We start from the raw sequence: 26,433 nt of genomic DNA on the forward strand, positions 1-26,433 counted from the left end.
TGTCAAAAAATATACAGCCTTTTTTGTTGTTAGCTATCCATGCTATGCATTTTTGACAGCATATACTATTTTGATAAATCAACACCTAAATAGGCATCGAATAAATCATATAGTTCCGGATGCTTCTTTTTCAAAGAAACAGGTCGATTTTCCTTGTCTAAGAAACAATGTTTGCTCTCCCCTGTCGTCCGTAATTGTCCGGTAGTTTTATCTAGAATTTGATAAGAGATCGTCAAACGAATACCGTTAAAGGCTTCAATCTTAGGTATGATGTAAACACGGTCGTTGTAATACACCATTGATTTGTAGTGGCATGCAATCTCTAGAACAGGCACAATAACTCCGAGCTTTTCCATTTGATCGTAACCAAAGCTCATTTGATCTAATAAATTAGTTCTAGCTTCTTCAAACCAACGGATATAGTTTGAATGATGAATGATACCCATCTGATCCGTTTCATAATACTGAGCTAAATGTTCGTATAAGTCGAAAGTTTTTTTCATATCTGCGTTTCAGTCCTTACTAGTGTTTACTAGTATGATAGCATAGTTGACTCCTTTTATGTTCATCAAAAATAGAAGAGATAGCTAGTTTTTATTAGCTGGTGTTCTCAGTGAAATATTCGTAGTATACTTCTTGATAGAAGAACGTTCAAAAAAGTGATAAGCTAATTTTTTACAGGAATGTTAATAAAGGAGAATACCTATGCGATTATTACATACAGCAGACTGGCATATTGGGAAAATTGTCAATGAAATGTCGATGTTAGAGGATCAAGAATATTTCCTTGATCAATTAATTGAAAAATTAAAAACAATACAGGTAGACGCCTTAATTATGGCGGGAGACCTATATGACCGTGCGATGCCTTCAAAAGAAGCAGTAGCCTTAGCTAATAAAGTATTGACAAGACTGATTCAAGAAGTTGATCTTCCTATTTTAGTGATAGCAGGCAACCATGATAGTAATGAACGAGTAGAATATGGAGCAGATCTTTTAGCAACCAATCAGCTTTATATTGAAGGAACTGTCAAAGAAGTGACAAGAAAAGTAACCCTTAAAGGAGTGAATTTTTATTTACTGCCTTTTGCAGACTATGCTTATATAAGGGAGCTGCTGCAAGACGAGTCAATCAAAAGCCTAGAAGACGCCACAAGGGTTCAAATAGAAGCCATCAAAAAAGAGATGGATCCTTCAGAAATCAATGTTTTGATAGCACATGGATACGTCATTAATTTAACCAATGATACTTCTGAAACGACCGATTCGGAAAGACCATTAAGTATTGGAACGGCTGAATACGTAAGTGTGGAGTTATTTGAAGACTTTGATTATGTAGCATTGGGTCATTTGCATAAGGCTCAAAAAGTAAAGCATGATCGTATCCGTTATAGCGGATCGATATTAAAATATTCGAAATCAGAAGCGGTGCATAAAAAACAAATATCCTTAGTAACGTTAGAAAAAAATCATGTTGAGATTGAGCCAATCTATATTGAACCTAAACGAGATATGCGTATCATAAAAGGTTTCTTTGCTACATTAATGGAGCAACATTCAGACGATTATGTATTTTTTGAATTAATGGATGAAAATTTTGTTATGGATGCAATGAATCAACTGCGCCGTCGTTATCCAAATGCGATGGGCTTGGAGTATGCGGCTCGAAAAGAACGCGAAGAAAACGCATCAATTATGCATCAAGAACACTTAAAAAAATTATCAGTCCAAGATATTTTTGATGATTTTTATGCACATTACAAAGAAAAAGATTTAACTGTCGAACACAAAAGTATCATTAATAACATTTTGCATGAAATGGAGAGAGGAGAGTAACATGAGACCATTAAAATTAGTTATGAATGCTTTTGGGCCTTATAAAGAAAAAGTTGTGATTGACTTTACTCAATTTCACCAACAAACGCTATTCTTAGTAAGTGGTCCTACTGGGGCAGGAAAAACGACAATATTCGATGCTATTGCTTACGCTTTATATGATGATGCAAGTGGAACAAGTCGTGGAAAAGATTCATTTAAATCACAATTTGCTACAGATGAAGTACTCTGTTTTGTAGAATTAGAATTTGAAATAATGGGCAGAAAATATTTTATTAAAAGAAGCCCTGCACAAAAAGGCCCTGGTAAAAACGGGAAGTTAAAAAATTGGTCTTCAGAAGTGGAATTTCATCATGATGGTACAGTTACCACCAAAATTAATGAAGCAAATAAAGAAATTCAGGAATTGCTTTCATTATCGTACGAACAATTCAAACAAATTGTTATGCTTCCTCAAGGTGAATTTAAAAAAATGTTGGAATCTAACAGCGCGGATAAAGAAAAGATTTTTCGGAATATTTTCCAAACAGATAGGATCAAAGAATTTCAATCAATCTTAAAAGAAAAGGCCAGCGATCTAAAACAAGAAATTAACCAAAGTGAGAGTACTTTACAGCAATTTGTTGGAATGATTCCTGAGCATACTAACGATATCTTGAATGAAGCCATTGCATATTTTGATATACCAATGATTATAAAAGAATTGGGTCACGTAGTTGAAAGTTATCAAAAAAAGATTGCAGTCATTGAAAAAAAACTCGCAACTTTAGACGGGAAATATCATAGTAATCAACGAAAGATAGAGTTGTTAACTGTTTTAGATTCTCTAGAAAAAGAAAAGAATTTTTTGGACAATAGTAAAGAAATGATTGAAACCAAACGTGTGAATTTAGAGCTTGCTAAAAAAGCAGAGGATTGTTTGGAAGTAAAACGACAACTAGAAAGAATCGTCACTGAAAAAGAGACTATTGAAAAAGAACAATACGACGAACAACAGAAGTTAGCTGAAACAGTAGGTCAATTAGACGAAACAGAAAAAAATTATGCTGTTTTTCAATTGGCTTATAGCGAATTGCCGAATAAGCGAGAAGCTTTGGTCCATTTGAAAGAACAAGAAAAATTATTGGGTGAACGAGTAGCCAAGTATGACATGCAAGCTAACTTAAAAAAAGAAAATGAGCAACATTTACAGAATATTCAGTTGCTGAAAAGCCAAGTCGAGATAGTGGAAGAACAATTAAAAAAACAAGAACTTGAACTAAAAGAAATACAACAGGCCAAAATAAGTATGTTGGAGAAACAGCGTGAAGCAAATAGTTTGCAACAAAAACAATACGAAACGATCAAACAACAAGAGTCTTTAAACGAGCTAAGTGTGTTTTTAGAAAAACAAGCAGTTAAAGCGAGTGAATTTAAAGAAATAGAAAATCAATTTACTCAAATAGAAAGACAATACCAAGAACAACGATTGGTTTATAATCGAAATATCGCTGGTGTTCTAGCCAATAATTTAGAAGAAAATAAAGCCTGTCCAGTTTGCGGATCGCTTGATCATCCCTCTCCTGCGATGGTGGCACCAGACACGATTTCAAAAGAAATGCTGGAAGAGTTAGAACTACAAAAAAATGAAGCAGGTATGAAGTTTGATCGAATCTCTATTGAGTTACAAGGATTAAATAAAGCTATTCACTCTAGTGAAACAAACTTAGCTATTCAAAAAAGTAACATACAAGATGAACGAAATAAAATTGAACACCAAGTATCTAATGAAAATAAGCAACAACAGCAATTAACAGCAGAGTTAGCAGATTTGCAAAATAGGGTAAATACAGAAGAAGAAATTGAGAAGAACAAAAAAGGAAAAGTACTTCAAATAAAAGAAAAAGAAACAACCATTCAAGAGTTTCATTCTTCAGTTCAATACAATAAAAAACGAATCGATGAATTGACAATCGAAATTGATTTTTTAAATACAACTGTAATAGAAACGGATCTATCGGTTCTGCATAAACAAGTCGAAGAAAAAACAAATGAAATCACATATATTGAAAATGATTACATCGAAGCTCAAGAAAAGAAAGTTCAACTAGAAAAAATGCTGACCCAGTACCAGACAAGTACGAAATCTTTAGAAAAACAAGTACAAACTTTACTTGAACGAGAGTTTGAGATGAGAGAAAAATTTAAGCAGCAATTAGCGCTAAATCATTTAGAGGATACTTTTGAAAACTATTTATTAAGCCAAGAAACTAAACAGCAATGGGGAGCAGAAATCGAATCGTTTGATAAGAAAAAATGGACGAATCAAACGAATATCTTGGAACAAAAAAGGTTACTTGAAAAAGAAAGTACTACTCACTCCTGTGAGGTGTATACGTTGGACAATCAAGAAATTGAACGTGAAAGCAAAATGTTGAAAGAGCAACAGCATGAGCAGATTGGGACGAATAAAACAGTACAATCGATTCTTTCTCAAATTCAACTGAACCATCATGCAAAAAAGGATCAACAAGAAGAATACCTAATGTACAAAGAGTTAGCTGAAATGGCCAATGGATCAAAAGAAACAGATTATATCTCATTCGAACGGTATGTTTTGGGAATTTATTTTGAAGAAATCATTGAAGCAGCGAACACACGATTTACTCAAATGACGACTAATCGTTACTCGCTTATTCGTAATAAAGAAAAAACAAAAGGCGCAGGTCCTAAAGGATTGGATCTAGATGTATTTGATAATTATACCGGTATGAAAAGAAGTGTTAAAACCTTATCGGGTGGAGAAAGTTTTAAAGCTTCTTTGGCACTAGCTTTAGGATTAAGTGATGTGATTCAAAATCATAGTGGAGGAGTCAGTGTAGATACTTTATTCATCGATGAAGGTTTTGGTACACTAGATGTGGATTCATTAGACAGTGCGATTGAAACATTATTTGAATTAAATCAACGCGGTCGATTAGTAGGGATCATTTCTCATGTTGAAGAGTTGAAAACGAGAATACCCGTTCATATTGAAGTAACAAAATCATCTAGAGGCAGTCACGCTACTATAAAAGCATAAAAAAGATCAAGACTTTTGTCTTGATCTTTTTTATCTACGCATACTGTTTTCTTTATATTTAGGATAGTAACAATTGCGGTTTAGGTTGTTCTTTAGAAACCGTTAAAAGATAATCCATTAATGAACCCGAATAAAGCTGTTCAAATATAGAAAGTTGACTTAAATCTTCGGGTGTTACAAAATGCGGTTCTTTTTCAAATGTATGAATGCCACTTTCACTAAGAACAGATGCTACAAATTGCGAACAAAAGTAAGAGTCATTTCTATCAAAATCGATATTTAAAGCTAAAGTTACTAAACCAATTAAATTATAGTGGTAAATATCTTTAGTCTGATTATAAAAAGACAGCAATTCAACCAGGTTTTTATATTGTGATTCGGATACTTCACATGTATAAATGGCACATTGGGCTCTTGAAAAATAATGACGAGACAAATCTTCTTCTACAAAACCACCCCAAAAAGGGTTATGCGCATACTTACGACCAAAACTATAAGGCTTTAATAATGAAGGTTCCAAAGCAATGGAAGCATGATTATAGGTTGCTTTTGTGTACAGTTTAATGGCTCTTGAAAAAACAGTATTTGTATCGGTTAACATAAGATAGATTTTCACTATAAGACCTTCTTCTCTTTCACTTACTATGTTGATAAATTAGGCAAGCTAATTTTTATAAATAAGGAATAATATGTATTTTTGAATTTGTTTTTAGTATACATGAAATATAAAAAAATTCTATAGTACTAAAGAACTAAAATTGAATTAAAAGTCAAAGAAATCAAGTCACAAGAGGTTGTAAACGGTTACTGGATTTGTTGTTTTTTTAAAATTTTAAAGTAAACGTTGTTATATCAAGGCGTATCGTTTGTAAAAAAAAGAATAAAGAGGTAGAATTTTGTATAGACAGAAATCAAATCTTAATTAAATACTCATACTTATTTAATGAACTAACAGAAAGGATGGTTGGAAAATGGGAGAAAGAAAATTGATTCCGATTGTAAGTGCTGCAGATAATAATTATGCACCTTACCTAAGTGTCACTCTAAAAACAATTTTGGATAATCTTTCTAGTGATTATGACGTAGCATTTTACATTATTGATGATCACATAACTTCTGAGAGTAAAGAAAAATTAGAAAAAAGTATTTCCAATCACACGGCAACAATTGACTATTTAGAAGTCGATTCAGAATTGTATGCAAACGTTATGGAAAGCGACCACATCACACAAACAGCTTATTATAGAATATCATTACCTGATTTATTAGAAGATAAACATTATGAAAAGGTATTGTATATTGATAGCGATGTTTTAGTATTGGATGATGTTTCAAAATTATATGAAACGGATATAGGAGATAAAGTGGTTGGAGCTGTAATTGACCCTGGACAAGCCGTGGTACATCCTAGATTAGGAATTGAAACAGAAGATTACTATTTTAATTCTGGTTTGTTGCTAATGAATTTGACTAATTGGCGTAAGGCTAAAATCACTGAGAAAACATTAACGTTTCTTGAAGAACAAACAGATAAAATTATCTATCATGATCAAGATGCCTTAAATGGAACCCTTTATGAGAAGTGGTATGCACTCCATCCAAAATGGAATGCTCAAACTTCTTTAGTATTTGAAAGGCATCAACCACCAAATGATTACTACGCTAAAACCTATAAAGAAGCTGTTAATCAGCCATCCATCGTACATTTCACAGGACATGACAAACCATGGAATTCTGATGAATACCATCCATATACTAAAAAGTATTTAGAAGAATTAAAGAAAACACCTTTTTATGATGAAGTAACTAAAAAAGATGCTGTTAATCAAACTAAATAAGACAATTAGAAAATTAGAAGAATTGCTCTTCTACAAATGGATACTTATCTTGCAATTTTAGAAGCATTAGTCAAGATAAGAATGAAGCAAATTTAAGGAGGAATTACCAATGGTTGAACAAAAAAGTATCTCAATTGTCTCATCGAGCAATGAAGCATTTGTACCACACTTGGCAACACTCTTTCTTTCATTATTAACAACAAAACAAACACACACCACCTTTCACTTTTATGTGATTGATGATAATATTTCTCTTCGTTCAAAATTTTTATTGAATCGCACAGTAGGAGAATACAATGCTAGAATCAGTTATGTCACAATTGATCCTACCGAATTCTCAGGCGCAGTAGAAAGTGATCGTATCCCGCAAACGGCTTACTACCGTATTTCAATACCGAATCTATTAAAAGAAACTAAGCGTGCCATTTATATGGATTGCGATATGATTACGTTAGAAGATATTGAAGCACTTTGGAAAGTTGATTTAGGAGATCAATTACTAGGCGCAGTTGAAGATGCTGGTTTCCATAACCGATTAGAGAAAATGGGGATTGAGAGCGAAACTGATCTTTACTTTAATTCAGGCCTTATGGTAATGGATTTAGAAAAGTGGCGTGAACAGAAAATAACCGAACAAGTCTTAGTTTTCATTGAAAATAACCCTGAAAAATTAAGATTCCATGATCAAGATGCATTAAATGCTATCTTACATGATAGATGGTTAGAACTTGATCCACGTTGGAATGCCCAGACTTATATGATATTACAGGAAAAAGAACATCCAACGATTCAAGGACAATTAAAATGGGATGAAGCAAGAGAAAATCCTGCAGTTATTCATTTCTGTGGACATGCCAAACCTTGGAACGCTGATTCTAATCACCCATTTAGAGAGAATTATTTTGATATTCGTGAAAAAACATTCTTCCCAGTGCAAAAAGAAACCAAATTGCTTTAAAATAGAGAAATAAATTTAACTATATGGTTGAAAAGGGCTGGGATACTATTCCAGTCCTTTTCCGCATTTAGATTTAGCCAAAGCAATTTTGTGTTCTTCAATAAAGCTTGTATGATAGTTAACGACTAATTAAAAACTTAAAATTGAAATTTACATAATTGACAACCGTGAGCAGAATAAGTGTATTCATATTTCTAATCAAATATAATAGATAGAAATGAATGAGCGATTTACTTGAAGTTCGAACTGTAAATGAATAGAGTGGATAATGAACATTGGCTTAATTATCGTTGATAGAAGATTTTATTGGTTTTTTATCAATAATCTATGAAAAGTACGAGTTGCTTAGTAGTATATGAAAAGTAAGAGTAGGAGGCATTGTTGTATGAGCAGTATTAAGTGGGTTTCACAGTACATCAAATCAAATAAGGTAAAAGCACTGGTGGGAACGATCATGGTGGTCATTGTCGCAGTATTAAATATTGTTTCCCCATTGATTGGTGGAGAAATTGTCGATAGAGTCATTGTGGATTCGCAGAGCAATCTTCTTATCCCGTTGTTAGCCTTGATGATAGGTGCTACAGTGTTGCGGACAGTATTAAGGTATGTGTATCAGATTATGTTTGAACGGATAGGACAAGACGCTATCTATCAAATGAGAGAAGCCTTGTATAAAAAGCTTCAAGAACTTGATTTTGCCTTTTTCAATAACACACGCGTAGGAGATATTATGGCTCGGATGTCTGGGGACACGGATGCCATTCGTCATGCCATTTCATGGTTATCGTACAATGTTCTAGACAATCTTTTGTTATTGGTTTCAGCAATCATAGTAATGGGATTCATAGAATGGCGATTAATGTTGGCTTTATTAATTGTTACACCTTTTATAGGGATCCTAACGGTTTTACTATCAGGAAAAGCAAACGCCGTTTATTATGAAATTCGAGAAAGTTTTTCAAGATTAAATTCAATGGTTGAAGAAAATGTTAGTGGAAATAAAGTTATCAAAGCTTTTGCAAGAGAAGATTACGAAAAAGAAAAATTTGATCAATATAATGAGGATTATAAACAACGTAATATGGAGTCTGCTAATGTAACAAGAACCTATTTACCGCCATTAGAAACACTTGCAGGATTTTTATCAGTCATTACGATAGGATATGGAGGATTTTTAGTAATCAATGGTTCTATGAGTTTAGGTGATTTAGTTACGTTTAATGGTTTTATATGGATGCTGAACTTGCCGATGCGTAATGTTGGTTGGTACGTGAATGATTTACAGCGATTCATTGCTTCTTCTTATAAAATTCGTGAAATGTTAGCTGCTAATCCGATGATTCCTATCGAAGAAAAGGAATCTGCTGAAACGATTCAAGGTATTGTTGAATTTCAAGATGTTTCATTTTCTTTTGCGGATGATCCTGAAACACCTGTTTTGAGTCATATTTCGTTAAAAGCTAAGCCAGGTATGACTATTGGGATTTTAGGAGAGACAGGTTCGGGTAAATCAACTTTGGTTAACCTTATCTCACGGTTCTTTGATCCTACTGAGGGGAAAGTATTGATCGATGGAATAGATGCGAAAAAATGGAATGTTAGAGAGTTGAGAAGTCACATTGCAATTGTTATGCAAGATGTCTTTCTATTCTCTGATTCGATTCAACAAAATATTTCATTTGGAACTCCTGGAGCAGATCTTGAGCGCGTTCAAAAAAGTGCACGAGTAGCAGATGCTGATCCATTTATCCAAGGTATGCCTGAACAGTATAATACGTATTTAGGAGAACGCGGCAGTGGATTATCTGGGGGGCAACGGCAAAGGATATCTTTAGCAAGAGGACTGATGAAAGATCCGTCTATTTTAATTTTAGATGATACAACCTCCGCTGTAGATATGGAAACAGAAGTAAAAATCCAACAAGGATTAGGCGAGTTAATGAAGGAAAAAACAACTTTTATTATTGCCAACCGAATATCCTCTGTAAAATCTGCTGATGAAATTATCATCTTATCTAAAGGAGAAATTATCGAAAGAGGAAATCATGCTTCTCTACTAGATAAAAAAGGGTATTACTATAGAATTTATCAGAAACAATTAGGGCAATCTGATGAAGAGGAGGTAGAGACAAATGGAACAGACTGAAAGTTCAATCGAAGAAAAGAATAAACAAGCAACAAATACGAACCTATTAAAAAGAGTCGGTAAATATCTTGCCCCATATAAAAGTGGATTTTTAAAACTCTTTTTTGCGATTTTGGTTTCCAATATTGTTTTAGTTTTAGGACCTTACTTTACAAGTATTGTAATTGATGAAACGATTCCTACAAAAAACACCACACAACTGTTGTGGATTATTATTTTGTTTTCACTGGCACAGTTATTTGGCGGCTGGTCTTCAAGATACCGGATAAGAAACATTACTTTATTGGGACAAAATGTATTAAAGGATATGAGAACCGATGTTTTTGTTCATTTGCAAAAGCTACCATTTTCTTTCTTTGATAGTCGTCCTCATGGGAAAATTGTTACTCGTGTCGTGAATTACATTAATTCACTAAGTGACTTATTGTCTAATGGTTTAATTAACGTTTTATCTGATGTGATGAGTCTAGTTGTTACACTAGCCATAATGTTTACCATGGACGTTCGATTAACGCTTTATAGTTTTATCTTACTGCCAGTTTTGTTTGTTGTGACTTTAGTGATTCAAAAAAAACAACGCGAAGCATATGAAGAAGTCAGCAGTAAACAAGCAGGATTGAATGCTTATATTCATGAAAGTGTAGCTGGAATCAAGGTTACCCAATCGTTTACACGAGAAAATGTTAATAGAGATATTTTTTCAGAAGTGAGCGAGGATCAGCGATCATCTTGGATGCATGCAGTGAAAATTCAGTTCTTGCTTGCACCATTTATTCAAAATATCGCCACCCTAACGATTTCAATTATTTATTTTGTGGGGTTAAATGGACTTGGAATAGATGTATCTACCGGTATATTGATTGCCTTTATCGGTTATGTTAATAACTTTTGGAATCCAATGATCAACATTGGTAATTTTTATAACAGTCTAGTAACAGGTATGGTGTACTTGGAACGTATTTTCGAATTGATGGACATTGAACCAGAAATTCAAGATGCACCGAATGCCTTTGAATTGCCTCCTATTCAAGGATATGTTGTGTTTAACGATGTAACATTTGGGTATAAAAAGAACCAACCAATTTTTGAAGATCTTTCGTTCCAAGTTCGTTCTGGAGAGACTATTGCGTTAGTTGGTCCGACAGGTGCAGGTAAATCGACCATTATTAATTTAATGACTCGTTTTTACGATGTAGATTCTGGAGAAATTTTAGTTGATGGGATCGATATTCGAAAAGTAACCCTAAATTCGTTGAGGAATGAAATAGGTGTGATGCTCCAAGAGACGTTTATCTTTTCTGGAACCATTCTGGAGAATATTCGTTTTGGTAAGTTAGACGCTACTGAAGAAGAAATTATACGTGCTGCAAAAATCGTCCGTGCCCATGACTTTATTATAGCTTTAAAAGATGGCTATCGTACTGTTGTTAAAGAACGCGGAAGCACATTGTCTGCAGGACAAAGACAGTTGATTTCATTTGCTCGTACCTTGCTGGCTGATCCTAAAGTACTTATATTAGATGAAGCTACTTCCAGCATAGACACACAAACAGAAATCCTGTTGCAAGAAGGTCTAGATCGCTTATTAGAAGGTAGGACAGCATTTATTATTGCACATAGGCTGTCAACGATAAAAAATAGTTCTCGGATTTTTTATATTGCAGATAAGAAAATTCAAGAATCAGGTAGTCATGATGAGTTGATGGCTGAAAAAGGGTTGTATTACCAATTGTATTCAACCCAAGCCGAATTGTTGAAAAAGATGTAATAAGGTAAAAAGGAGGGACTAAGATTTTCTTAGTCTCTTTTTTTAGTTTAAAAATCCCATGTTTAAAATAATGGTTAAAGCAAAAGAGGAAACAATTAGCCTTGTTTTTCAGGTGTTTTTAATAAAAATGTGCTATCCTTAAAGAAGAATTTTTAAAAGGAAATGAGGATTTTGAATGAGCGGGAAAATATACGAAAAAGAGCATCAAATTAAATATTACGAGTGTGATACAACTCAAAAAATGACACTTTCTATGCTGTTAAATGTTATGCTTCACGTATCTGGTGAGCAAAGCTATTTATTAGGAGTAGGGGACGAAGTTTTAGCTGAAAAAGGGTTAGCTTGGATCATTCTTCAATATGAGGTGAAAGTTGAGCGTATGCCGGCTTTTTATGAAACAATTAATATTACAACCCAGGCTACCTCTTACAACAAATTGTTTTGTTACCGGATATTTAAAGTATACGATGCAGAGGGTAATTTATGTGTGACTGTTAATAGTACATTTGCTTTGATGAATGTGAAAGAACGCAAGATGGCACGTGTGCCAGATGAAATTGTAGCACCATACGAATCTGAATTTACTAAGAAATTGGTGCGCAGTCCAAAGCCAATCAAAGTTGATGAAGAAACAATGATCTCTAAAGAATACCGTGTAAGATACTTAGATATTGACAGCAACCGTCATGTGAACAACTCTAAATACATCGAGTGGGCTATAGATACATTAAATCTTGATTTTCTTACAACGCATGAAATAAAAAGTATGACAATCAAGTTTGAAAAGGAAGTTCATTATGGACAATTGATTCATAGTGAAATGAGTGCAACAAAAAATACAGACAACGACATGATCACGGCCCATCGTATAGTGGCTGAAGGAGTTACAAATTGTGAAGCCAGTATTGTTTGGAAAACAATTGAGTAACCAAAAGGGAAAAAACCGTTCAGCTAAACTGAACGGTTTTTTCTATTAAAAGTACTCTTCAAGTGAGCGAGATAAGGTACCTTGGCTTAAGACCACTTGTAATTTAATACGTGCTTTAGGGCCAGATAATCCAGTCGCAAAAATAACACCCGCTTCTTTCAGTTGCTTACCTCCACCCTTGTAGTCATAAACATCTTGCGCGATGCCGTTAAATGAGCGTGACACAAGCACTACTGGAATGTGATTGGCTATCAAACGATTCAGAGCAGATAAAGTAGCAGGCGGTAGGTTCCCAGCGCCCAAGGCTTCAATCACGAGGCCATCAGTAGAAGGATGATTTATAGCATCAAATAAGGTTCCATCCATTCCCGCATAAACTTTCAATAGAAAAATAGTTTTATTTACCGTCTTAATCGAATAAACTTCTTCTTCAATTAGTTTTTGAAAAAAGAGAACTTTATTTTTTGAAATCAATCCAATTGGACCGAACGTAGGTGTTTGGAAAGTAGCCACATTACTTGTGTGGGTTTTGGTCACATAACGCGCAGTATGGATCTCATCATTCATCACGACTAAAACACCTTTTTCTTTAGCTTCTTGAGATAAAGCAACCCAGATAGCACTTTGGAAATTGTATAGTCCGTCTGAACCGACTTCGTTGATTGAACGCATAGCTCCGGTTACAACGATTGGGATCGTTGTTTTTAGTGTCAAATCCAAAAAATACGCTGTTTCTTCCAAGGTGTCTGTTCCATGAGTAATGACGATTCCATCTGCTTCATTAGCAGCAATCGCTTGTTGGATTCGATTTTTTAATAAAAGCATTTTATCAGGTGTCATATGTGGAGATGGCAAGTGGAAAAAGTCCTCGACAATCATATTCGCCACATTATCAAATAAATGCCCTCGTTTATTTAAAGGATTTTCTGAGTTCGGGGAGACTTTTCCAGTTGTTTGATCCTCACTCATTGAGATGGTTCCGCCAGTATGCAGTACAAGAATTGTCTTCACTATAATTCCTCCTATAAAACAAAACTAATCATTTTCGTTAGTAGTATACCACGTTTTTTTATTTTCTTATATGGATCTCAATAGAGAAATGATAGTCAAAAGTTTCGATTCTGGTCACTAATTAATTGTTTTTACTATATTATCTCTTTAAAAGACAGTAATTTTGTGCATATGCTGTTATACTAGTAGAAACTGAACAATTGAAAGAGGTTATTATGAATAAAAAGAAAACATTTGAAGAATTTGCAATTAGTGATGAGATTGTTGCTGCATTAACAAGTTTACGTTACTTTCATCCTACTAAAGTCCAAGAAGAAGTGATTCCATTAGCATTAGAAGGAAAAGATGTTATTGTAGAATCTCAAACAGGAAGCGGAAAAACAGTTAGTTATGGAGTACCGCTATGTGAAAAAGTCGATTGGGAAGAAAACAAACCTCAAGTACTTGTTTTAGTTCCAACAAGAGAACTGGCCATTCAAGTGAAAGAAGATCTTATGAATGTCGGTCGTTTAAAGAGAGTAAAGGCTACTGCAGTCTATGGTAAAGCCTCGTTCGATACTCAAAAATCTGAATTAAAACAGAAAAGTCATATTGTTGTAGGTACACCTGGTCGTGTATTAGATCACTTACAAAAAGGGACATTCAAAATAGAAAAAATCGAATGCTTAGTCTTAGATGAAGCTGATGAAATGTTAAATATGGGATTTGCGGACCAAGTAGAAGCAATAATTAACTTTTTACCTGCAGAACGTCAAACACTCCTTTTCTCAGCAACTATGCCAAAAGAAATTGAACGCATAGCTAGTTTTTATATGAAGCAGGATAAACAATCTATTGTTATCGAGACAACTGAATTATCAAAACCTAAAATCATTCAATCAAGTGTCAAGGTACAAGAAGACAAGAAAGAACGACAACTGCTCGACTTATTAACTGTGGAAAACGCAGATTCATGTATGATTTTTTGCAATACTCAAGAAGCTGTGAACAACTTATACACATTTTTAAATAAATCAGGATTGCCAATTGATAAAATTCATGGTGGAATGGTTCAAGAGGATCGTTTTTCAGTTATGGATGATTTCAGACAAGGAAGATTTCGTTATTTAGTGGCAACGGATGTTGCTGCCAGAGGAATTGATATTGAAAATGTTACACACGTAGTCAACTTTGACGTACCAGTAGAAAAAGAGAGCTTTGTGCATCGTACTGGTCGTACGGGTAGAGCTGGAAAAACTGGAATGGCTTTGACACTGGTGACACCTAGAGAAGAAAAATGGTGGAATGAAGTGAAAGAGTATGCTGGTCAGACAGTTATTGAAATCTCATTGCCAACTACACGATTAGTTCAAAGTCATAAATCTGCTTTCGAGAAAAAATTACAAGAACGTCCACCATTGAAACAAGTACGTTCAAAAGAATTGAATCGCGGCATTACTAAAGTTTATTTTAACGGCGGTAAAAAGAAAAAAATGCGTGCAGTCGATTTTGTTGGGACCATTGCTAAAATCCCTGGAATCAATGCTGATGATATTGGTATTATTACCATTCAAGAGAATGTCACATATATCGATATTCTAAATGGAAAAGGTCCATTAGTTATTGAAGAAATGCAAGATCGTACGATCAAAGGGAAAAAATTAAAAGTGCATAAAGCTAGAAAGTAAACCATTCCCAAACCCGATTAATATAAGTACCTTCGAGAGGTTATGCTGGAAATCAGTATACAAATCGAAGGTGTTTTTACATAGAAAAGTGAACGTTACCTGAAGCAGAATGAAAATAGTATATTATCCTACTTTTTTATTTATTATAACTAACTGATTGGAGGTGTTTGCTATGCTGACATCTATTTTTTTAAGTATTATCGCGAATGTATCGATTCTTAGTACAGCATCTTACATATTCGTTAAATTGATTCCAAGGAAAAAAAATTATACGCTAACTGTAAAACAACATTTGCTGATGATTGGAGTCTCTAGTCTAACTAGTTTTCTGTTGATGCTTTTTTCAGTTGATCTGCCTAAAGGAGCTATAATAGATCTGAGACACATTGTTTTAGTTTTATTAGTTTACTATGCTGGCCCCACAGTTGCTTTTCCCACAGCTATTTTCATTTCAGCACTGCGTTTGTTATTGGGAGTCAACCCAGCATCTCTTCGAACGGCAATGATGTATGTTGTGCTGGGATTGATATTGCCACTGGTGTGCAAGAAGTTAGTAAAACAAGTTAATAATAAATATACCATTTTATTGATTCTCAATGTAATTTGTGTGGCCACTATTGCTTTGAATTCATATTTTTTATACGATAATTTTTTAGTATATATCCTTATTTATAGCAGTTTTTTGGTGCTCTCCAGCTTGGTAGTAATTTTGACAACAGTTTTTATTGAAGATTTACTAAAAAATCTTGCGTTATATTTAAATGAAAAAGAACACGCAAAAATGGATTTTTTAACTGGATTATATAATATGAGAGCATTTAATAAAAAATGGCAAAGGATTCAAGCAGATAAAACAATCGAAACGACTGCATTAATGATGATTGATATTGATTACTTTAAATCGATAAATGACAACCATGGTCATGAAAATGGTAATTTCATTTTACGGCAATTAGCAACGAGTTTGAAAATCGGAGCTCCAGATAATGAACTGGTTTACCGTGTAGGCGGTGAAGAATTTTGTTTGATTTTAAATGATCTGCCTTATGTTGCCCAAAAAGAAGTAGCCGAAAATATCAGATCTAGTGTAGCTGATAAAGAGTTCGTACTAGAAAATGGAACTAGCATCCAGATAACGATCTCAATTGGGTTGGCAGCATCTACCAAAAATAAAGATATGAAAAAATTGTTCAGGTTAGCAGATCGCTGTTTATATATGGCTAAAAATCAGGGCAGAAATAAAGTAATCGGTGAAATAATGGAGAATGAATAGTCAGCTAATATGAATTTTTAGAGATAAGTTAACTGAATAAAATCTAATGAAACTAAAAAATAGGCTTCCCTAACTCTAATGAATTGGAGTTAAGGAAGCCTATTGAGCATAATTTAGACTGATTAGTTAGTGTATAAAGCTGCAATTTGTTCTTTAACAGACTTATTATCTAAGAAATCATCATAAGTTGTTTCAGCACGATCGACAACTCCATTTGGAGAAATTTCGATAATACGGTTTGCAATTGTTTGGATGAATTGGTGGTCATGTGATCCAAATAAAATTGAACCTTTGAAAGCAATCAAACCATCATTTAAAGCCGTAATAGATTCTAAGTCCAAGTGATTTGTTGGATCGTCCATTACTAAAACATTTGATTTACTCAACATCATTTTAGATAACATGCAACGAACTTTTTCTCCACCGGAAAGAACTGAAACTTCTTTTAGTACATCTTCACCAGAGAATAACATACGACCTAAGAAACTACGTAAGAACGTATTATCATTTTCTTCAGCAGAAGCAAACTGACGTAACCAGTCAACAACAGTTAACTTTTCATTTAAAAATTCATCAGTTGTATCTTTTGGTAAATAAGATTGAGAAGTGGTTACGCCCCACTTGAATGTACCTGTATCAGGTTCCATTTCGCCCATCAATATTTTAAACAGAACAGTAATTGCAATATCATTTTTACTAGTAAAAGCAACTTTGTCGTCTTTATTCAAAGTAAAACTGATATTGTCTAATATTTTTTTACCATCAATTGTTTTAGAAATATTTTCAACACGCAGTAAGTCATTTCCGATATCACGATCCGGAGTAAACCCAACGAATGGGTAACGACGAGAAGAAGGTTGAATATCATCTAATGTGATTTTTTCTAACATTTTTTTACGAGACGTTGCTTGTTTTGATTTAGACGCATTTGCACTAAATCGAGCAATAAAGGCTTGTAGTTCTTTAATTTGCTCTTCTTTTTTTGCATTCACATTACCTTGTAATTTAGAAGCTAATTGGCTAGATTCTAACCAGAAGTCGTAGTTTCCAACATATAACTTGATTTTACTAAAATCAACGTCAGCCATATGAGTACAAACTTTGTTTAAGAAGTGACGGTCATGGGAAACAACAATAACGGTATTTGGGAAATCAATTAAGAATTCTTCTAACCATTCAATTGATTGTTTGTCTAAACCATTGGTAGGCTCATCCAGTAAAAGAACATCAGGTTTTCCGAATAAAGCTTGTGCTAACAAGACTTTAACTTTTAAACCTTCTGTTAACTCACTCATTTTTTTATCATGCATAGCTTCTGAAATACCTAAACCTTGAAGCATAACAGCTGCTTGAGGTTCAGCTTCCCAACCATCTAATTCAGCAAATTCGCCTTCTAATTCAGCAGCTAAAATACCATCTGCATCAGTGAAGTCAGCTTTCATATAGACAGCATCTTTTTCTTTCATTATTTCGTATAAACGTTTGTGTCCCATAATAACTGTTTCTAAAACAGTATAATCTTCAAAACCGTAGTGATTTTGACTTAAAGTAGTCAAACGTTCGTCGGGACCCATAGAAACATTACCGGTTGAAGGTTGAATCTCACCAGCTAATATTTTTAAGAAAGTTGATTTACCTGCACCATTTGCACCAATTAGACCATAACAATTGCCAGGAATGAATTTTATATTTACATCATCGAACAATTTTCTATCTGAAAATTGTAAACTTACATTAGTTACTGTAATCATTTAATTTATTTACCCCTATTCTTTTATATATCTTGACCATTTTAGCACAAATAATCATGAAATGCGATGTTAGAGATTCTTTTATTCGTAAATTGACCACAAACTGTTCTAAATGGGTAAAATAGTCTATTTATTTGATGAATAGCAATTGGTTAATTAATTTTTAAAAATAGGGGTTTATGCTAGACTATAAATTTTAGTTAGATTATTATAATTATAAGTTAACAAATAAAATAAATAGGAGGAATAGAATAGTGGAAAAACAAATTGAAGTACAAGAACTGTTAAATGAATTGGTTGCAACTTTTGGGGTTTTTAACATTAAACTGTATCAACATCACTTCTATGTAAAAGGACCTCATTTCTTTAAGCTGCATGAAACATTTGAAGAACTGTATGACGGAGTAACTGAACAATTTGATGAGTTAGCAGAACGTTTGATTGCAGTAGGTGGAAAACCTTATGCGACTTTGGGAGAGTTTTTAGAACATTCTTTAGTTAAAGAAGCTCCATATGATGGAAAAGAAACTGCCGAGGAAATGGTAGCTTCAACTGTTTCAGATTATAGAATCATTGGGGATAAATTAGCTAAAGGAATTGTTCTCACTGGCGAAGCAGGAGACGATGCAACACAAGACTTGTTGATTGGGTATAAATCTGGTGTAGATAAAACGGTTTGGATGTTGCAAGCTTATTTAGGTAAAGATCCACTGGATGCTTAATAAAAAAGTTAAAAAAAGCCCTTAGATCATCTAAGGGCTTTTTTTAACGATTAATTTCTGTGAACAGATATAAAATCAATGATTCGTCTCGTAAAACATGCAATTGGTTACGGTAATGGCGTGTTCGGCTGTAAATTCTAAATTTATGGATCTCTTTTCTAGGAAGTTCTAATAAAACGTCATTTTGTAAGATAACTTTAAAGATAGGTGAAGCAGGAATCACTAGTAAGAAATCGGTTGAATTTGATGAGTTTTCAATTGCAGCGGGAAGTTTTTCTATTAAGCGAACGGACTTAGAACGATATAAACGATCTTTTTTTACTTTTTGCTGATCCATTTCAAATGAAAATAAAAGTCCATCTTGCATGGATGGTGGATTTAAAGATAAGGGCAGTAAATATTCTTGTACACTACTCGTTAAAGAATCGCTTAGCTGAGTTATTGGTAGACTATTCATAACGTGCAATTGACCTTTTTGTTCATCAAATTGAGTTTTGTACGTTAATTCAGATTGACTTTGACCATATTGAATAAGGTCATGGTGATTCCATATCGTTTGAGAAGCATAATAGGAATTGACTTGATACACACGTGTGGCAACTTGACGTTCAAGTTGCTCATAATAATAGTAAGAAGAGAGTAAGTATTCGAAAAGACCGGCTTCTCCAGCAGATAAAGCCATTCTTCCTGTAGACGATAAGGAAATAGAGTAGACTGGTTGTTCCCAAATGCGTATTTTTTCAGCGTCGTTTCTTACTAAAGAATAACGATAAAAGCCAGTATAGTCTGAAAAATATAAGGTATGGTTAAATAAAGCACTATCGTAAATTGATTCAGAAAAAGAAAGGGTTCTTTCTAGGAATGGGGCTAATTCATCTAATGTAACGTGTAATTGTTCAGTAGGTTGTGGTTCTAAATAGATGGGTCGATCAATTAAAGTCAATTGTTGCATCCACTTGTTCCAATTGTAGATGTTCAGGCTCTTTTGATTGGTCCACAAATAAAACTTCCCACTGTAAAGTTGAAAATCATGAAAGTCACCCTCAATAATTATTTTTGTCATCAGTAAATGTTCTTTATCCATCCAAGCACCCCGTTCTAAACCTCTATCTTTCATTCTATTGTACCATCTAAGACACTGAAATTAACAGAAAATGGAAATAGATAAGGGAAATTCTTTGCTATCTTTTTTTGTAGTGAGATAATAAAAGAAAAATATGAAAAGGTGATAATAAAATGACTAAAAAAAGTATTTTACTAATACAAGAAACAACCAAAGAACAACTTCAAACGCTAAAAGAACTAGCACCAAAATATGAGTTGATCAAAGGATGGGAAACAGATCCAAAAGATGTCTCTTTAGAATCTGTTGAGATCATATATGGATGGACAGGACAATTTTCACAAGAGTTATTAGAAGACGGAAAAAGTCAATTGAAGTGGGCACAAGGAAAAGCAGCTGGTGTCGATTTTCTTGATTTAGAAAAGCTAAAACAAAAAGATATCTTACTGACTAATGGAAGTGGGATACATAGTGTTCCAATTGCAGAATCAGTTTTTGGTATATTGTTGGCTTACGCTAGAGGGATTAAAAAGGCAATTAAAGATCAACAAACCAAAACATGGGAGCAAGTAGATGAATTAATGGAATTGCATGGAAAAACGATCATGATCGTAGGGACCGGTAAAATCGGCGTGGAAGTTGGACGATTAGCAAAAGCATTCAACATGAAAACAATCGGTGTAAATCGTAGTGGAAGAGATGTTGAATACATGGATCAATTAATTACGCAGCCGGAACTAGTTGACCAAGTAAAACAAGCAGACATTGTCATAAATATCTTACCGCATACGGATCAAACCCATTACTTTTTTAATCAAGATATTTTCTCTCAAATGAAAAAAGGAACTCTTTTCGTCAATGTTGGAAGAGGACCAACGGTTAAAACAGATGATTTAATAGAAGCTCTTGATAATGGTCAGTTAGCTTTCGCTGGTTTAGATGTTTTTGAAACAGAACCCTTACCAGAAGAGAGCGCACTATGGGATAGAGAAGATGTTTTGATTACTCCTCATATTACTGGAATCGCAGAACATTTCAAAAAACGTTTATTTGCTATCTTTGAAGAAAATCTAAAAGCTTACTTAGCTGAAGAAAAATTGCCTGTAAACTTAATTGACTACGATCAACAATACTAAGTTACTTTACAATAAATATGGGAACACCTCGCTACAACTAGGAGGTGTTCTTTTATTGTTAAGAATTACTGATTGCTAAAATAGTATAACAGTTTTTTGATCTGTTTCGTTATCTTTAAAAAACAATTTTGTTCTTTGTTTATCTTCACTTAGTGTTGATATAACAATGTTTTCGTTTGGAATTAAAGGGAAATAGTTAAGTGAAAATAAATTTTTCAAGGCATAATTGACTACACAGGTAAGCGCTGTTATTCTAATTGAGGCAATTAAAAAAAGAACAAAAGGGGATAATAATGTGTTGAAAAAAATGGTGAGTTTTGGAGTAATAACATTCGTATCAATGACTTTAGTAGCTTGTGGATCAAATGAGCCAACTGCTGATTCTTCGGCAACTAAATCGGATACAGTGTGGAGCGAAATTGAAGAAAGAGGAACATTAAACGTAGCCACGTCTGGGACACTCTATCCGAGTTCTTTCCATGAATCAGAAACAGATGATTTAACAGGATATGAAGTAGAAGTTATCCGTGAAGTTGCGGATCGATTAGATTTAGATATAGAATTTACTGAAATGAGTGTAGATGGCATGTTGACTTCCGTTAACAGCAGTACAATTGACATTGCTGCGATGGGAATAGATCGAGATGGAGAAAATGCTGAAAAATTTAATTACACGATTCCATATAAATATTCTTTTGGAGCCATGGTTGTACGTGAATCAGATAACTCTGGTATTGAAACGTTAGAAGATTTAAAAGATAAAAAAGCAGCTGGTCAGCTACAACGAGCTACATGAAAGTTGCAAGACATTACGGGGCTGAAGAAGTCATTTATGATAATGCTACAAATGATCAATATCTTCAAGACGTAGCTAATGGTCGTACGGAGGTCATATTAAACGACTATTATTCACAAAAAATGGCTGTAGCAGCTTTACCGGAAATCCCAGTAAAAGTTCATAACATTTTTTACGATCCTAGTGAAACAAATTATGCAATTAAAAAAGGAAATGATGTCTTAACCGAAAAAATCAACACGGCCTTAGAAGAAATGAAAACTGATGGAACTTTGACAGAATTGTCTAAACAATTCTATGACGGCGAGGATGTATCGGAACAAATTGACTATGATTTTCCTGAGATTGAATTAGAGGAAGGCGAATAGAAAGTAGGTGACAGAATATGTCTGAAATCCAATGGCACTATATTTTTGATCCTGCTTTGGCAATTGACAGCTTTGGCTATATTTTAAAAGGTTTAGGGTACACTTTAGGCATTTCAATGGTTAGTATGATTTTTGGTACGATACTTGGATTTTTATTGGCCATCATGCGTATGTCATCTAATAAAATAGTAAGCATGATGGCGCGTACGTATATTTCGTTTATGCGAGGGACGCCTACATTAGTCTTTTTATTTATCTTATATTTTGGTTTTCCTTTTATTGGAATCCAATTTAAAGCTGTAAATGCAGCTATCATTGGTTTTAGCTTGAGTTCTGCAGCGTATAGTGCGGAAATCATTCGTTCTTCTTTGCATTCTGTTGATCATGGTCAATGGGAAGCTGCTTATGCTCTAGGGTTAAAATGGCCTTTTATTATGAAGAAAGTAATTATACCTCAAGCAATGAGAATCGCTATTCCGCCAATGAGTAATGTTTTACTTGACCTCATTAAAGGAACATCCTTAGCTGCTATGATAACTGTTCCAGAAATTTTTCAGCAGGCCAAAATTGTTGGAGGACGAGAATTTGATTACATGACCATGTATATTTTAGTTGCTTTAATCTATTGGGCTATTTGCAGTGTGTTTACTATTTTTCAAAACTACTTAGAAAAGAGAACCTCTCTTTATATAGACTAAGAATAAAAAATGATTCTCGGCTGTCAGTCCTTTCATGACAATCAAGGATCATTTTTTTAGTGAGATTCAATCGTATTAAGGATTTTACTTGAAGGAGAGCGTCAAAAAAGCTATTATTTAAGTTACGTGTAACACAGATACGTTAGAAAGGACGTTTTTTATGAAAAAAGGATTAACATTGTCTTCCTATCTTTATATAGGATCCATGTTGTTTGGTTTATTTTTTGGAGCTGGTAATTTAATATTTCCCGTTCACATGGGGCAAGTGGCAGGTTCAAATGTAAGCTGGGCTACATTAGGTTTTTTAGTAACAGGTATAGGATTGCCATTCTTAGGCGTAATCGCTATAGGCCTATCCAAAAGTAATGGGTTGTTTGATTTAGCTAGTCGCATTCATCCTTATTATGGCTATTTTATGACAGTAGCTTTATATTTAACCATTGGACCATTTTTTGCGCTACCAAGATTAAGTACAGTCTCTTATGAAATCGGGATAACACCTTATATCAGTGCAAACTATCAAACATTAGGGTTAGCAATTTTTTCTATTTTATTTTATGGTGTCGCATTATTTCTCTCTTTAAAACCAACGAAAATCTTGGTATATGTTGGTAAAGTATTGAATCCTATTTTCTTGGTGTTTTTAGGTGTTTTAATTTTAACAGCATTTATTCGTCCAATGGGAGGGATAGCAGAAGCACCTATCACTGGTAACTATGTGAATCAACCTTTTGTTAGTGGCTTTCTTGAAGGGTATAATACAATGGATGCATTAGCTTCTCTTGCCTTTGGGATAGTCGTTGTTCAAACGATTAAAAGTCTTGGAGTGACTAAACCAAGTGAGATAGCAAAAGACACGGTCAAATCTGGGCTGATCAGCATTATTTTAATGGGAATCATTTATGCTAGTTTAGCTTATTTAGGAACAATGAGTGTAGGTCAATTCCCAGTTTCAGAAAATGGCGGAATTGCCTTAACGCAAATCTCTCAATTTTATTTCGGTTCATTAGGTAGTGTATTGCTAGCTGTGATTGTAACAGTAGCATGTTTAAAAACAGCGATTGGTTTAATTACAGCTTGTGCGGAAACGTTTAAAGAAATGTTTCCTCGTTCAATCAGCTACAAAGCGTACGTTGTTGTATTTAGCGTTTTAACAACGTTAGTCGCTAATGTTGGCTTAACAAATATTATTGCGTATTCATTACCAGTCTTAATGTTCTTATATCCATTAGCGATTACGCTGATTTTATTAGCCTTGTTGTCTCCATTATTTAAGGATAGACAAGTAGTCTATGTGACAACGACTTTATTCACTTTAGTGGTGAGTGTGGCAGATTTATTTAAAGCATTACCAAAAAATGTTCAAAGTGTTAGTGGAGTGCAAGAATTCTTAGCATTTTGCAATGAGTATCTTCCATTATTCAGTATCGGAATGGGATGGATTCTTCCAGCTGCAATAGGTTTTGTGATTGGGTTGTTCATCAGTTGGTTTACTAAACCAACAACACGTGTTCTCTAAATAGAGAACATAGTTAAATATAAGCACGTAAAAGAGCAATGGAAGCCGTCTGGCTTCCATTGCTCTTTTGTTACAAAAAATTACAAATAGGCATTGATTGCTGTAATAAAATCTTCTGAAGTACTATAAATAGCTCCATTCATTTTTATAAGTCCAACAGTGTAAAGATTGACATAAGAGAATTGAGATTCTGCAACTTCTTGTAAAGCGGCTAACTTTTGAGGATTTGTAGCACCTTGTTGACGAGCATCAGTATACAGACCAATAATCGGAATTCCGGCTTGATAAGCAACACCAATTTCTGTAGCAACTCCAACATCAATTGTGGAACCGTCTAAGACAGCTACCATTAATTGGCTAGCTAGCAGGGCCTCAGTATCATATTTAGCAATAGCGATCGAATCAGCATAAGTATTTTTATCATTTATTTCACCTTGTTCTTGAGGAACATAGACATCTACTTCTGAATAAGTTTTTCTAATACTACGGACAAGCTTTTCATTGTAACTTTTTTCCATCTCAGAGAAGAGTGGACTAGCAAAATAGATTTTTTTAGACATTTTTCATCCTCCTAATACGATTATTACAATTTTAGCACACTAAAAAAAGGTTTTGTAACAAAAAGTAATCGTAAAGAAATATAACAAGTCGTTTTATTGGTTATAATCATTGAAGAGCTTAAAAGTAGAAGAGAAGGGTGTTGTCAATTTGTGAGAATAAAAAAACTAGTTTCTAGCCTTATGATGGCTTTATTATTGGTTAATGTCATTCCGACCGTTGGTTTTGCAGCGACATTAGATGAAATTGAATCGCAACAAAATACAAAAGAAAAAGAAATGGCAGAAATTGATAGTCAAATCAATAAAGCATTAACAAAGGTAAATGAAAAAAATAGTGAGCTAGAAGAATTAACTACTCAAATTGAAGTTTTAAACGAGACCGTTCAAGCAACTAGTGAAACAGTCTCAGAACAAGAAGAAGTTGTTAAAGAACGATTGGATCAAGCAAAAGAACGTATTTTATCGATGCAAACAGCAGAAGTAAATCAAAACGTAGTAGTGTCATTATTTGAATCTGAAAGTGTTACAGACTTATTTAATCGTGCTTATGTTTTAGTTACTCTCCAATCAGCAGGAAATGATCAATTGGAATTAGCTGAAGATGAAAAACAAGAATTAGCAGACTTAAAAAATGAATTAGAAAAAGATTTAGCTTTATTAGAAAATCAAACAGTAGAAGCTAAAGAACAAAAAGAAGAATTAGATACACAAGTTGCAAGTCTTCAAAAAACAATGGACGAAAATCAAACGATTTTAAATGAGTTAGATGAACAACGCGAATTAGAAGAATCAAGAATTGCCGAAGCAGAGGAAAAAGCAGCAGAAGAGGCTAAGGCAAAAGAAGAACAAGCGGCAGCAGATAAAGCAGCTGCTGAAGCTGAAGCAACACTTGCAACAGAAAAAGAATCAGCGGTAGCAACAACAACTGCGACTGAACCATCAAACGATCAAACAGAAATCAAAAAAACAGAACCTACTGTTGAAACTAAAAAAACAGCAACAACTAAACCTGCTGAAAGTACAGAAACATCTTCAAAAGGAAAATCAATCGTCGTTTCTGCAACAGGTTATTCAACAAAACAAGCTAACTTAAGTACTCATACAGCAACAGGAATCAATCTAGAAAGCAATCCTATGGTTATAGCAGTAGATCCAAGAGTCATACCTTTAGGTTCTACAGTTGAAATACCAGGATATGGAATATTTATCGCTGGCGATACTGGTGGAGCAATAAAAGGAAATAAAATCGATATTCATTTCCCAAGCGTTCAACAAGCCAATAATTTCGGTAGAAAAACAATTACGATCAATATCTTAAATTAAAAGTTTCTTAG

Annotated in this window: 20 protein-coding genes and 1 pseudogene; 15 read left to right on the forward strand and 6 right to left on the reverse strand. The window is 34.0% G+C overall.

What is annotated here, in order from left to right; translation table 11 throughout:
• Nucleotides 1–65 precede the first annotated feature (65 nt).
• A complete protein-coding gene (locus tag ABS916_RS05800) occupies nt 66–503 on the reverse strand; it encodes an acyl-CoA thioesterase (protein ID WP_350450988.1) in 438 nt (145 codons plus the stop codon).
• Nucleotides 504–705: 202 nt separating this feature from the next.
• Between ABS916_RS05800 and ABS916_RS05805 the strand changes: the two genes are divergently transcribed.
• Both ABS916_RS05805 and ABS916_RS05810 read left to right on the forward strand, forming a co-directional pair.
• On the forward strand, nt 706–1,836 hold the full coding sequence (locus ABS916_RS05805) for an exonuclease SbcCD subunit D (RefSeq protein ID WP_350450989.1): 1,131 nt from the start codon (nt 706–708) through the stop codon (nt 1,834–1,836).
• A 1-nt stretch (nt 1,837) separates the two neighbouring features.
• A complete protein-coding gene (locus ABS916_RS05810) occupies nt 1,838–4,897 on the forward strand; it encodes an AAA family ATPase (RefSeq protein ID WP_350450990.1) in 3,060 nt (1,019 codons plus the stop codon).
• A 58-nt stretch (nt 4,898–4,955) separates the two neighbouring features.
• Here the strand turns inward: ABS916_RS05810 and ABS916_RS05815 are convergent, their stop codons facing one another.
• Complete coding sequence (locus ABS916_RS05815; protein ID WP_350450991.1) at nt 4,956–5,513, reverse strand: hypothetical protein; 558 nt, start codon at nt 5,511–5,513, stop codon at nt 4,956–4,958.
• A gap of 355 nt (nt 5,514–5,868) precedes the next feature.
• Between ABS916_RS05815 and ABS916_RS05820 the strand changes: the two genes are divergently transcribed.
• From ABS916_RS05820 to ABS916_RS05840, 5 genes are all read left to right on the forward strand, one after another.
• Nucleotides 5,869–6,735, forward strand: a complete 867-nt coding sequence (locus ABS916_RS05820) for a glycosyltransferase family 8 protein (RefSeq protein ID WP_350450992.1) — start codon at nt 5,869–5,871, stop codon at nt 6,733–6,735.
• A gap of 109 nt (nt 6,736–6,844) precedes the next feature.
• The gene (locus ABS916_RS05825; protein ID WP_350450993.1) at nt 6,845–7,693 is read left to right on the forward strand and encodes a glycosyltransferase family 8 protein; all 849 of its coding nucleotides are present in this window, start codon (nt 6,845–6,847) and stop codon (nt 7,691–7,693) included.
• 385 nt (nt 7,694–8,078) lie between these two features.
• Complete coding sequence (locus tag ABS916_RS05830) at nt 8,079–9,839, forward strand: ABC transporter ATP-binding protein (RefSeq protein ID WP_350450994.1); 1,761 nt, start codon at nt 8,079–8,081, stop codon at nt 9,837–9,839.
• Nucleotides 9,826–11,607, forward strand: a complete 1,782-nt coding sequence (locus ABS916_RS05835) for an ABC transporter ATP-binding protein (protein ID WP_350450995.1) — start codon at nt 9,826–9,828, stop codon at nt 11,605–11,607. The genes ABS916_RS05830 and ABS916_RS05835 overlap by 14 nt, the downstream gene beginning before the upstream one ends.
• Before the next feature lie 175 nt (nt 11,608–11,782).
• Nucleotides 11,783–12,535 carry an acyl-[acyl-carrier-protein] thioesterase gene (locus ABS916_RS05840; protein WP_350450996.1) on the forward strand — a complete coding sequence of 251 codons (753 nt, stop codon included), beginning with the start codon at nt 11,783–11,785 and terminating at the stop codon, nt 12,533–12,535.
• Between the two features lie 45 nt (nt 12,536–12,580).
• On the opposite strand, the gene ABS916_RS05845 is transcribed toward ABS916_RS05840, so the two are convergent.
• On the reverse strand, nt 12,581–13,546 hold the full coding sequence (locus ABS916_RS05845; RefSeq protein WP_350450997.1) for an asparaginase: 966 nt from the start codon (nt 13,544–13,546) through the stop codon (nt 12,581–12,583).
• A gap of 215 nt (nt 13,547–13,761) precedes the next feature.
• Between ABS916_RS05845 and ABS916_RS05850 the strand changes: the two genes are divergently transcribed.
• The gene (locus ABS916_RS05850; protein ID WP_350450998.1) at nt 13,762–15,213 is read left to right on the forward strand and encodes a DEAD/DEAH box helicase; all 1,452 of its coding nucleotides are present in this window, start codon (nt 13,762–13,764) and stop codon (nt 15,211–15,213) included.
• Between the two features lie 172 nt (nt 15,214–15,385).
• Complete coding sequence (locus tag ABS916_RS05855) at nt 15,386–16,486, forward strand: diguanylate cyclase (protein ID WP_350450999.1); 1,101 nt, start codon at nt 15,386–15,388, stop codon at nt 16,484–16,486.
• Between the two features lie 122 nt (nt 16,487–16,608).
• Here ABS916_RS05855 and ABS916_RS05860 read toward each other — a convergent pair whose 3' ends face one another.
• Nucleotides 16,609–18,237: an ABC-F family ATP-binding cassette domain-containing protein gene (locus tag ABS916_RS05860; RefSeq protein ID WP_350451000.1), complete on the reverse strand. Its 1,629-nt coding sequence runs from the start codon at nt 18,235–18,237 to the stop codon at nt 16,609–16,611.
• A 254-nt stretch (nt 18,238–18,491) separates the two neighbouring features.
• Between ABS916_RS05860 and ABS916_RS05865 the strand changes: the two genes are divergently transcribed.
• Nucleotides 18,492–18,959 (forward strand): Dps family protein, encoded by a 468-nt coding sequence (locus ABS916_RS05865; RefSeq protein WP_350451001.1) that lies wholly within the window; start codon nt 18,492–18,494, stop codon nt 18,957–18,959.
• Nucleotides 18,960–19,002: 43 nt separating this feature from the next.
• On the opposite strand, the gene ABS916_RS05870 is transcribed toward ABS916_RS05865, so the two are convergent.
• Nucleotides 19,003–20,076 carry a hypothetical protein gene (locus ABS916_RS05870; protein WP_350451002.1) on the reverse strand — a complete coding sequence of 358 codons (1,074 nt, stop codon included), beginning with the start codon at nt 20,074–20,076 and terminating at the stop codon, nt 19,003–19,005.
• Nucleotides 20,077–20,195: 119 nt separating this feature from the next.
• Between ABS916_RS05870 and ABS916_RS05875 the strand changes: the two genes are divergently transcribed.
• The 4 genes and pseudogenes from ABS916_RS05875 to brnQ all read left to right on the forward strand — a co-directional run bounded on the left by ABS916_RS05875 (nt 20,196) and on the right by brnQ (nt 24,539).
• The gene (locus tag ABS916_RS05875; protein WP_350451003.1) at nt 20,196–21,158 is read left to right on the forward strand and encodes a phosphoglycerate dehydrogenase; all 963 of its coding nucleotides are present in this window, start codon (nt 20,196–20,198) and stop codon (nt 21,156–21,158) included.
• A gap of 307 nt (nt 21,159–21,465) precedes the next feature.
• Nucleotides 21,466–22,322 (forward strand): annotated as a pseudogene (locus ABS916_RS12880) (transporter substrate-binding domain-containing protein).
• Between the two features lie 17 nt (nt 22,323–22,339).
• Nucleotides 22,340–23,020, forward strand: coding sequence for an amino acid ABC transporter permease (locus ABS916_RS05890; RefSeq protein WP_350451006.1), 681 nt, complete (start codon nt 22,340–22,342; stop codon nt 23,018–23,020).
• A 160-nt stretch (nt 23,021–23,180) separates the two neighbouring features.
• The gene (brnQ, locus tag ABS916_RS05895; protein WP_350451007.1) at nt 23,181–24,539 is read left to right on the forward strand and encodes a branched-chain amino acid transport system II carrier protein; all 1,359 of its coding nucleotides are present in this window, start codon (nt 23,181–23,183) and stop codon (nt 24,537–24,539) included.
• Nucleotides 24,540–24,619: 80 nt separating this feature from the next.
• On the opposite strand, the gene ABS916_RS05900 is transcribed toward brnQ, so the two are convergent.
• Nucleotides 24,620–25,099 (reverse strand): nucleoside 2-deoxyribosyltransferase, encoded by a 480-nt coding sequence (locus tag ABS916_RS05900; RefSeq protein ID WP_350451008.1) that lies wholly within the window; start codon nt 25,097–25,099, stop codon nt 24,620–24,622.
• Between the two features lie 180 nt (nt 25,100–25,279).
• Between ABS916_RS05900 and ABS916_RS05905 the strand changes: the two genes are divergently transcribed.
• Complete coding sequence (locus ABS916_RS05905) at nt 25,280–26,422, forward strand: 3D domain-containing protein (RefSeq protein WP_350451009.1); 1,143 nt, start codon at nt 25,280–25,282, stop codon at nt 26,420–26,422.
• The last annotated feature ends 11 nt before the right edge of the window (nt 26,423–26,433 follow it).

The organism is Carnobacterium sp., from assembly GCF_040274945.1.
Classification (GTDB): domain Bacteria; phylum Bacillota; class Bacilli; order Lactobacillales; family Carnobacteriaceae; genus Carnobacterium_B.

Coding starts and splice junctions, on each gene's coding strand:
- ABS916_RS05800 (WP_350450988.1), bottom strand. CDS start 503: ATGAAAAAAACTTTCGACTTATACGAACATTTAGCTCAGTATTATGAA.
- ABS916_RS05805 (WP_350450989.1), top strand. CDS start 706: ATGCGATTATTACATACAGCAGACTGGCATATTGGGAAAATTGTCAAT.
- ABS916_RS05810 (WP_350450990.1), top strand. CDS start 1,838: ATGAGACCATTAAAATTAGTTATGAATGCTTTTGGGCCTTATAAAGAA.
- ABS916_RS05820 (WP_350450992.1), top strand. CDS start 5,869: ATGGGAGAAAGAAAATTGATTCCGATTGTAAGTGCTGCAGATAATAAT.
- ABS916_RS05825 (WP_350450993.1), top strand. CDS start 6,845: ATGGTTGAACAAAAAAGTATCTCAATTGTCTCATCGAGCAATGAAGCA.
- ABS916_RS05830 (WP_350450994.1), top strand. CDS start 8,079: ATGAGCAGTATTAAGTGGGTTTCACAGTACATCAAATCAAATAAGGTA.
- ABS916_RS05835 (WP_350450995.1), top strand. CDS start 9,826: ATGGAACAGACTGAAAGTTCAATCGAAGAAAAGAATAAACAAGCAACA.
- ABS916_RS05840 (WP_350450996.1), top strand. CDS start 11,783: ATGAGCGGGAAAATATACGAAAAAGAGCATCAAATTAAATATTACGAG.
- ABS916_RS05850 (WP_350450998.1), top strand. CDS start 13,762: ATGAATAAAAAGAAAACATTTGAAGAATTTGCAATTAGTGATGAGATT.
- ABS916_RS05855 (WP_350450999.1), top strand. CDS start 15,386: ATGCTGACATCTATTTTTTTAAGTATTATCGCGAATGTATCGATTCTT.
- ABS916_RS05860 (WP_350451000.1), bottom strand. CDS start 18,237: ATGATTACAGTAACTAATGTAAGTTTACAATTTTCAGATAGAAAATTG.
- ABS916_RS05870 (WP_350451002.1), bottom strand. CDS start 20,076: ATGAAAGATAGAGGTTTAGAACGGGGTGCTTGGATGGATAAAGAACAT.
- ABS916_RS05875 (WP_350451003.1), top strand. CDS start 20,196: ATGACTAAAAAAAGTATTTTACTAATACAAGAAACAACCAAAGAACAA.
- ABS916_RS05890 (WP_350451006.1), top strand. CDS start 22,340: ATGTCTGAAATCCAATGGCACTATATTTTTGATCCTGCTTTGGCAATT.
- brnQ (WP_350451007.1), top strand. CDS start 23,181: ATGAAAAAAGGATTAACATTGTCTTCCTATCTTTATATAGGATCCATG.
- ABS916_RS05900 (WP_350451008.1), bottom strand. CDS start 25,099: ATGTCTAAAAAAATCTATTTTGCTAGTCCACTCTTCTCTGAGATGGAA.
- ABS916_RS05905 (WP_350451009.1), top strand. CDS start 25,280: ATGATGGCTTTATTATTGGTTAATGTCATTCCGACCGTTGGTTTTGCA.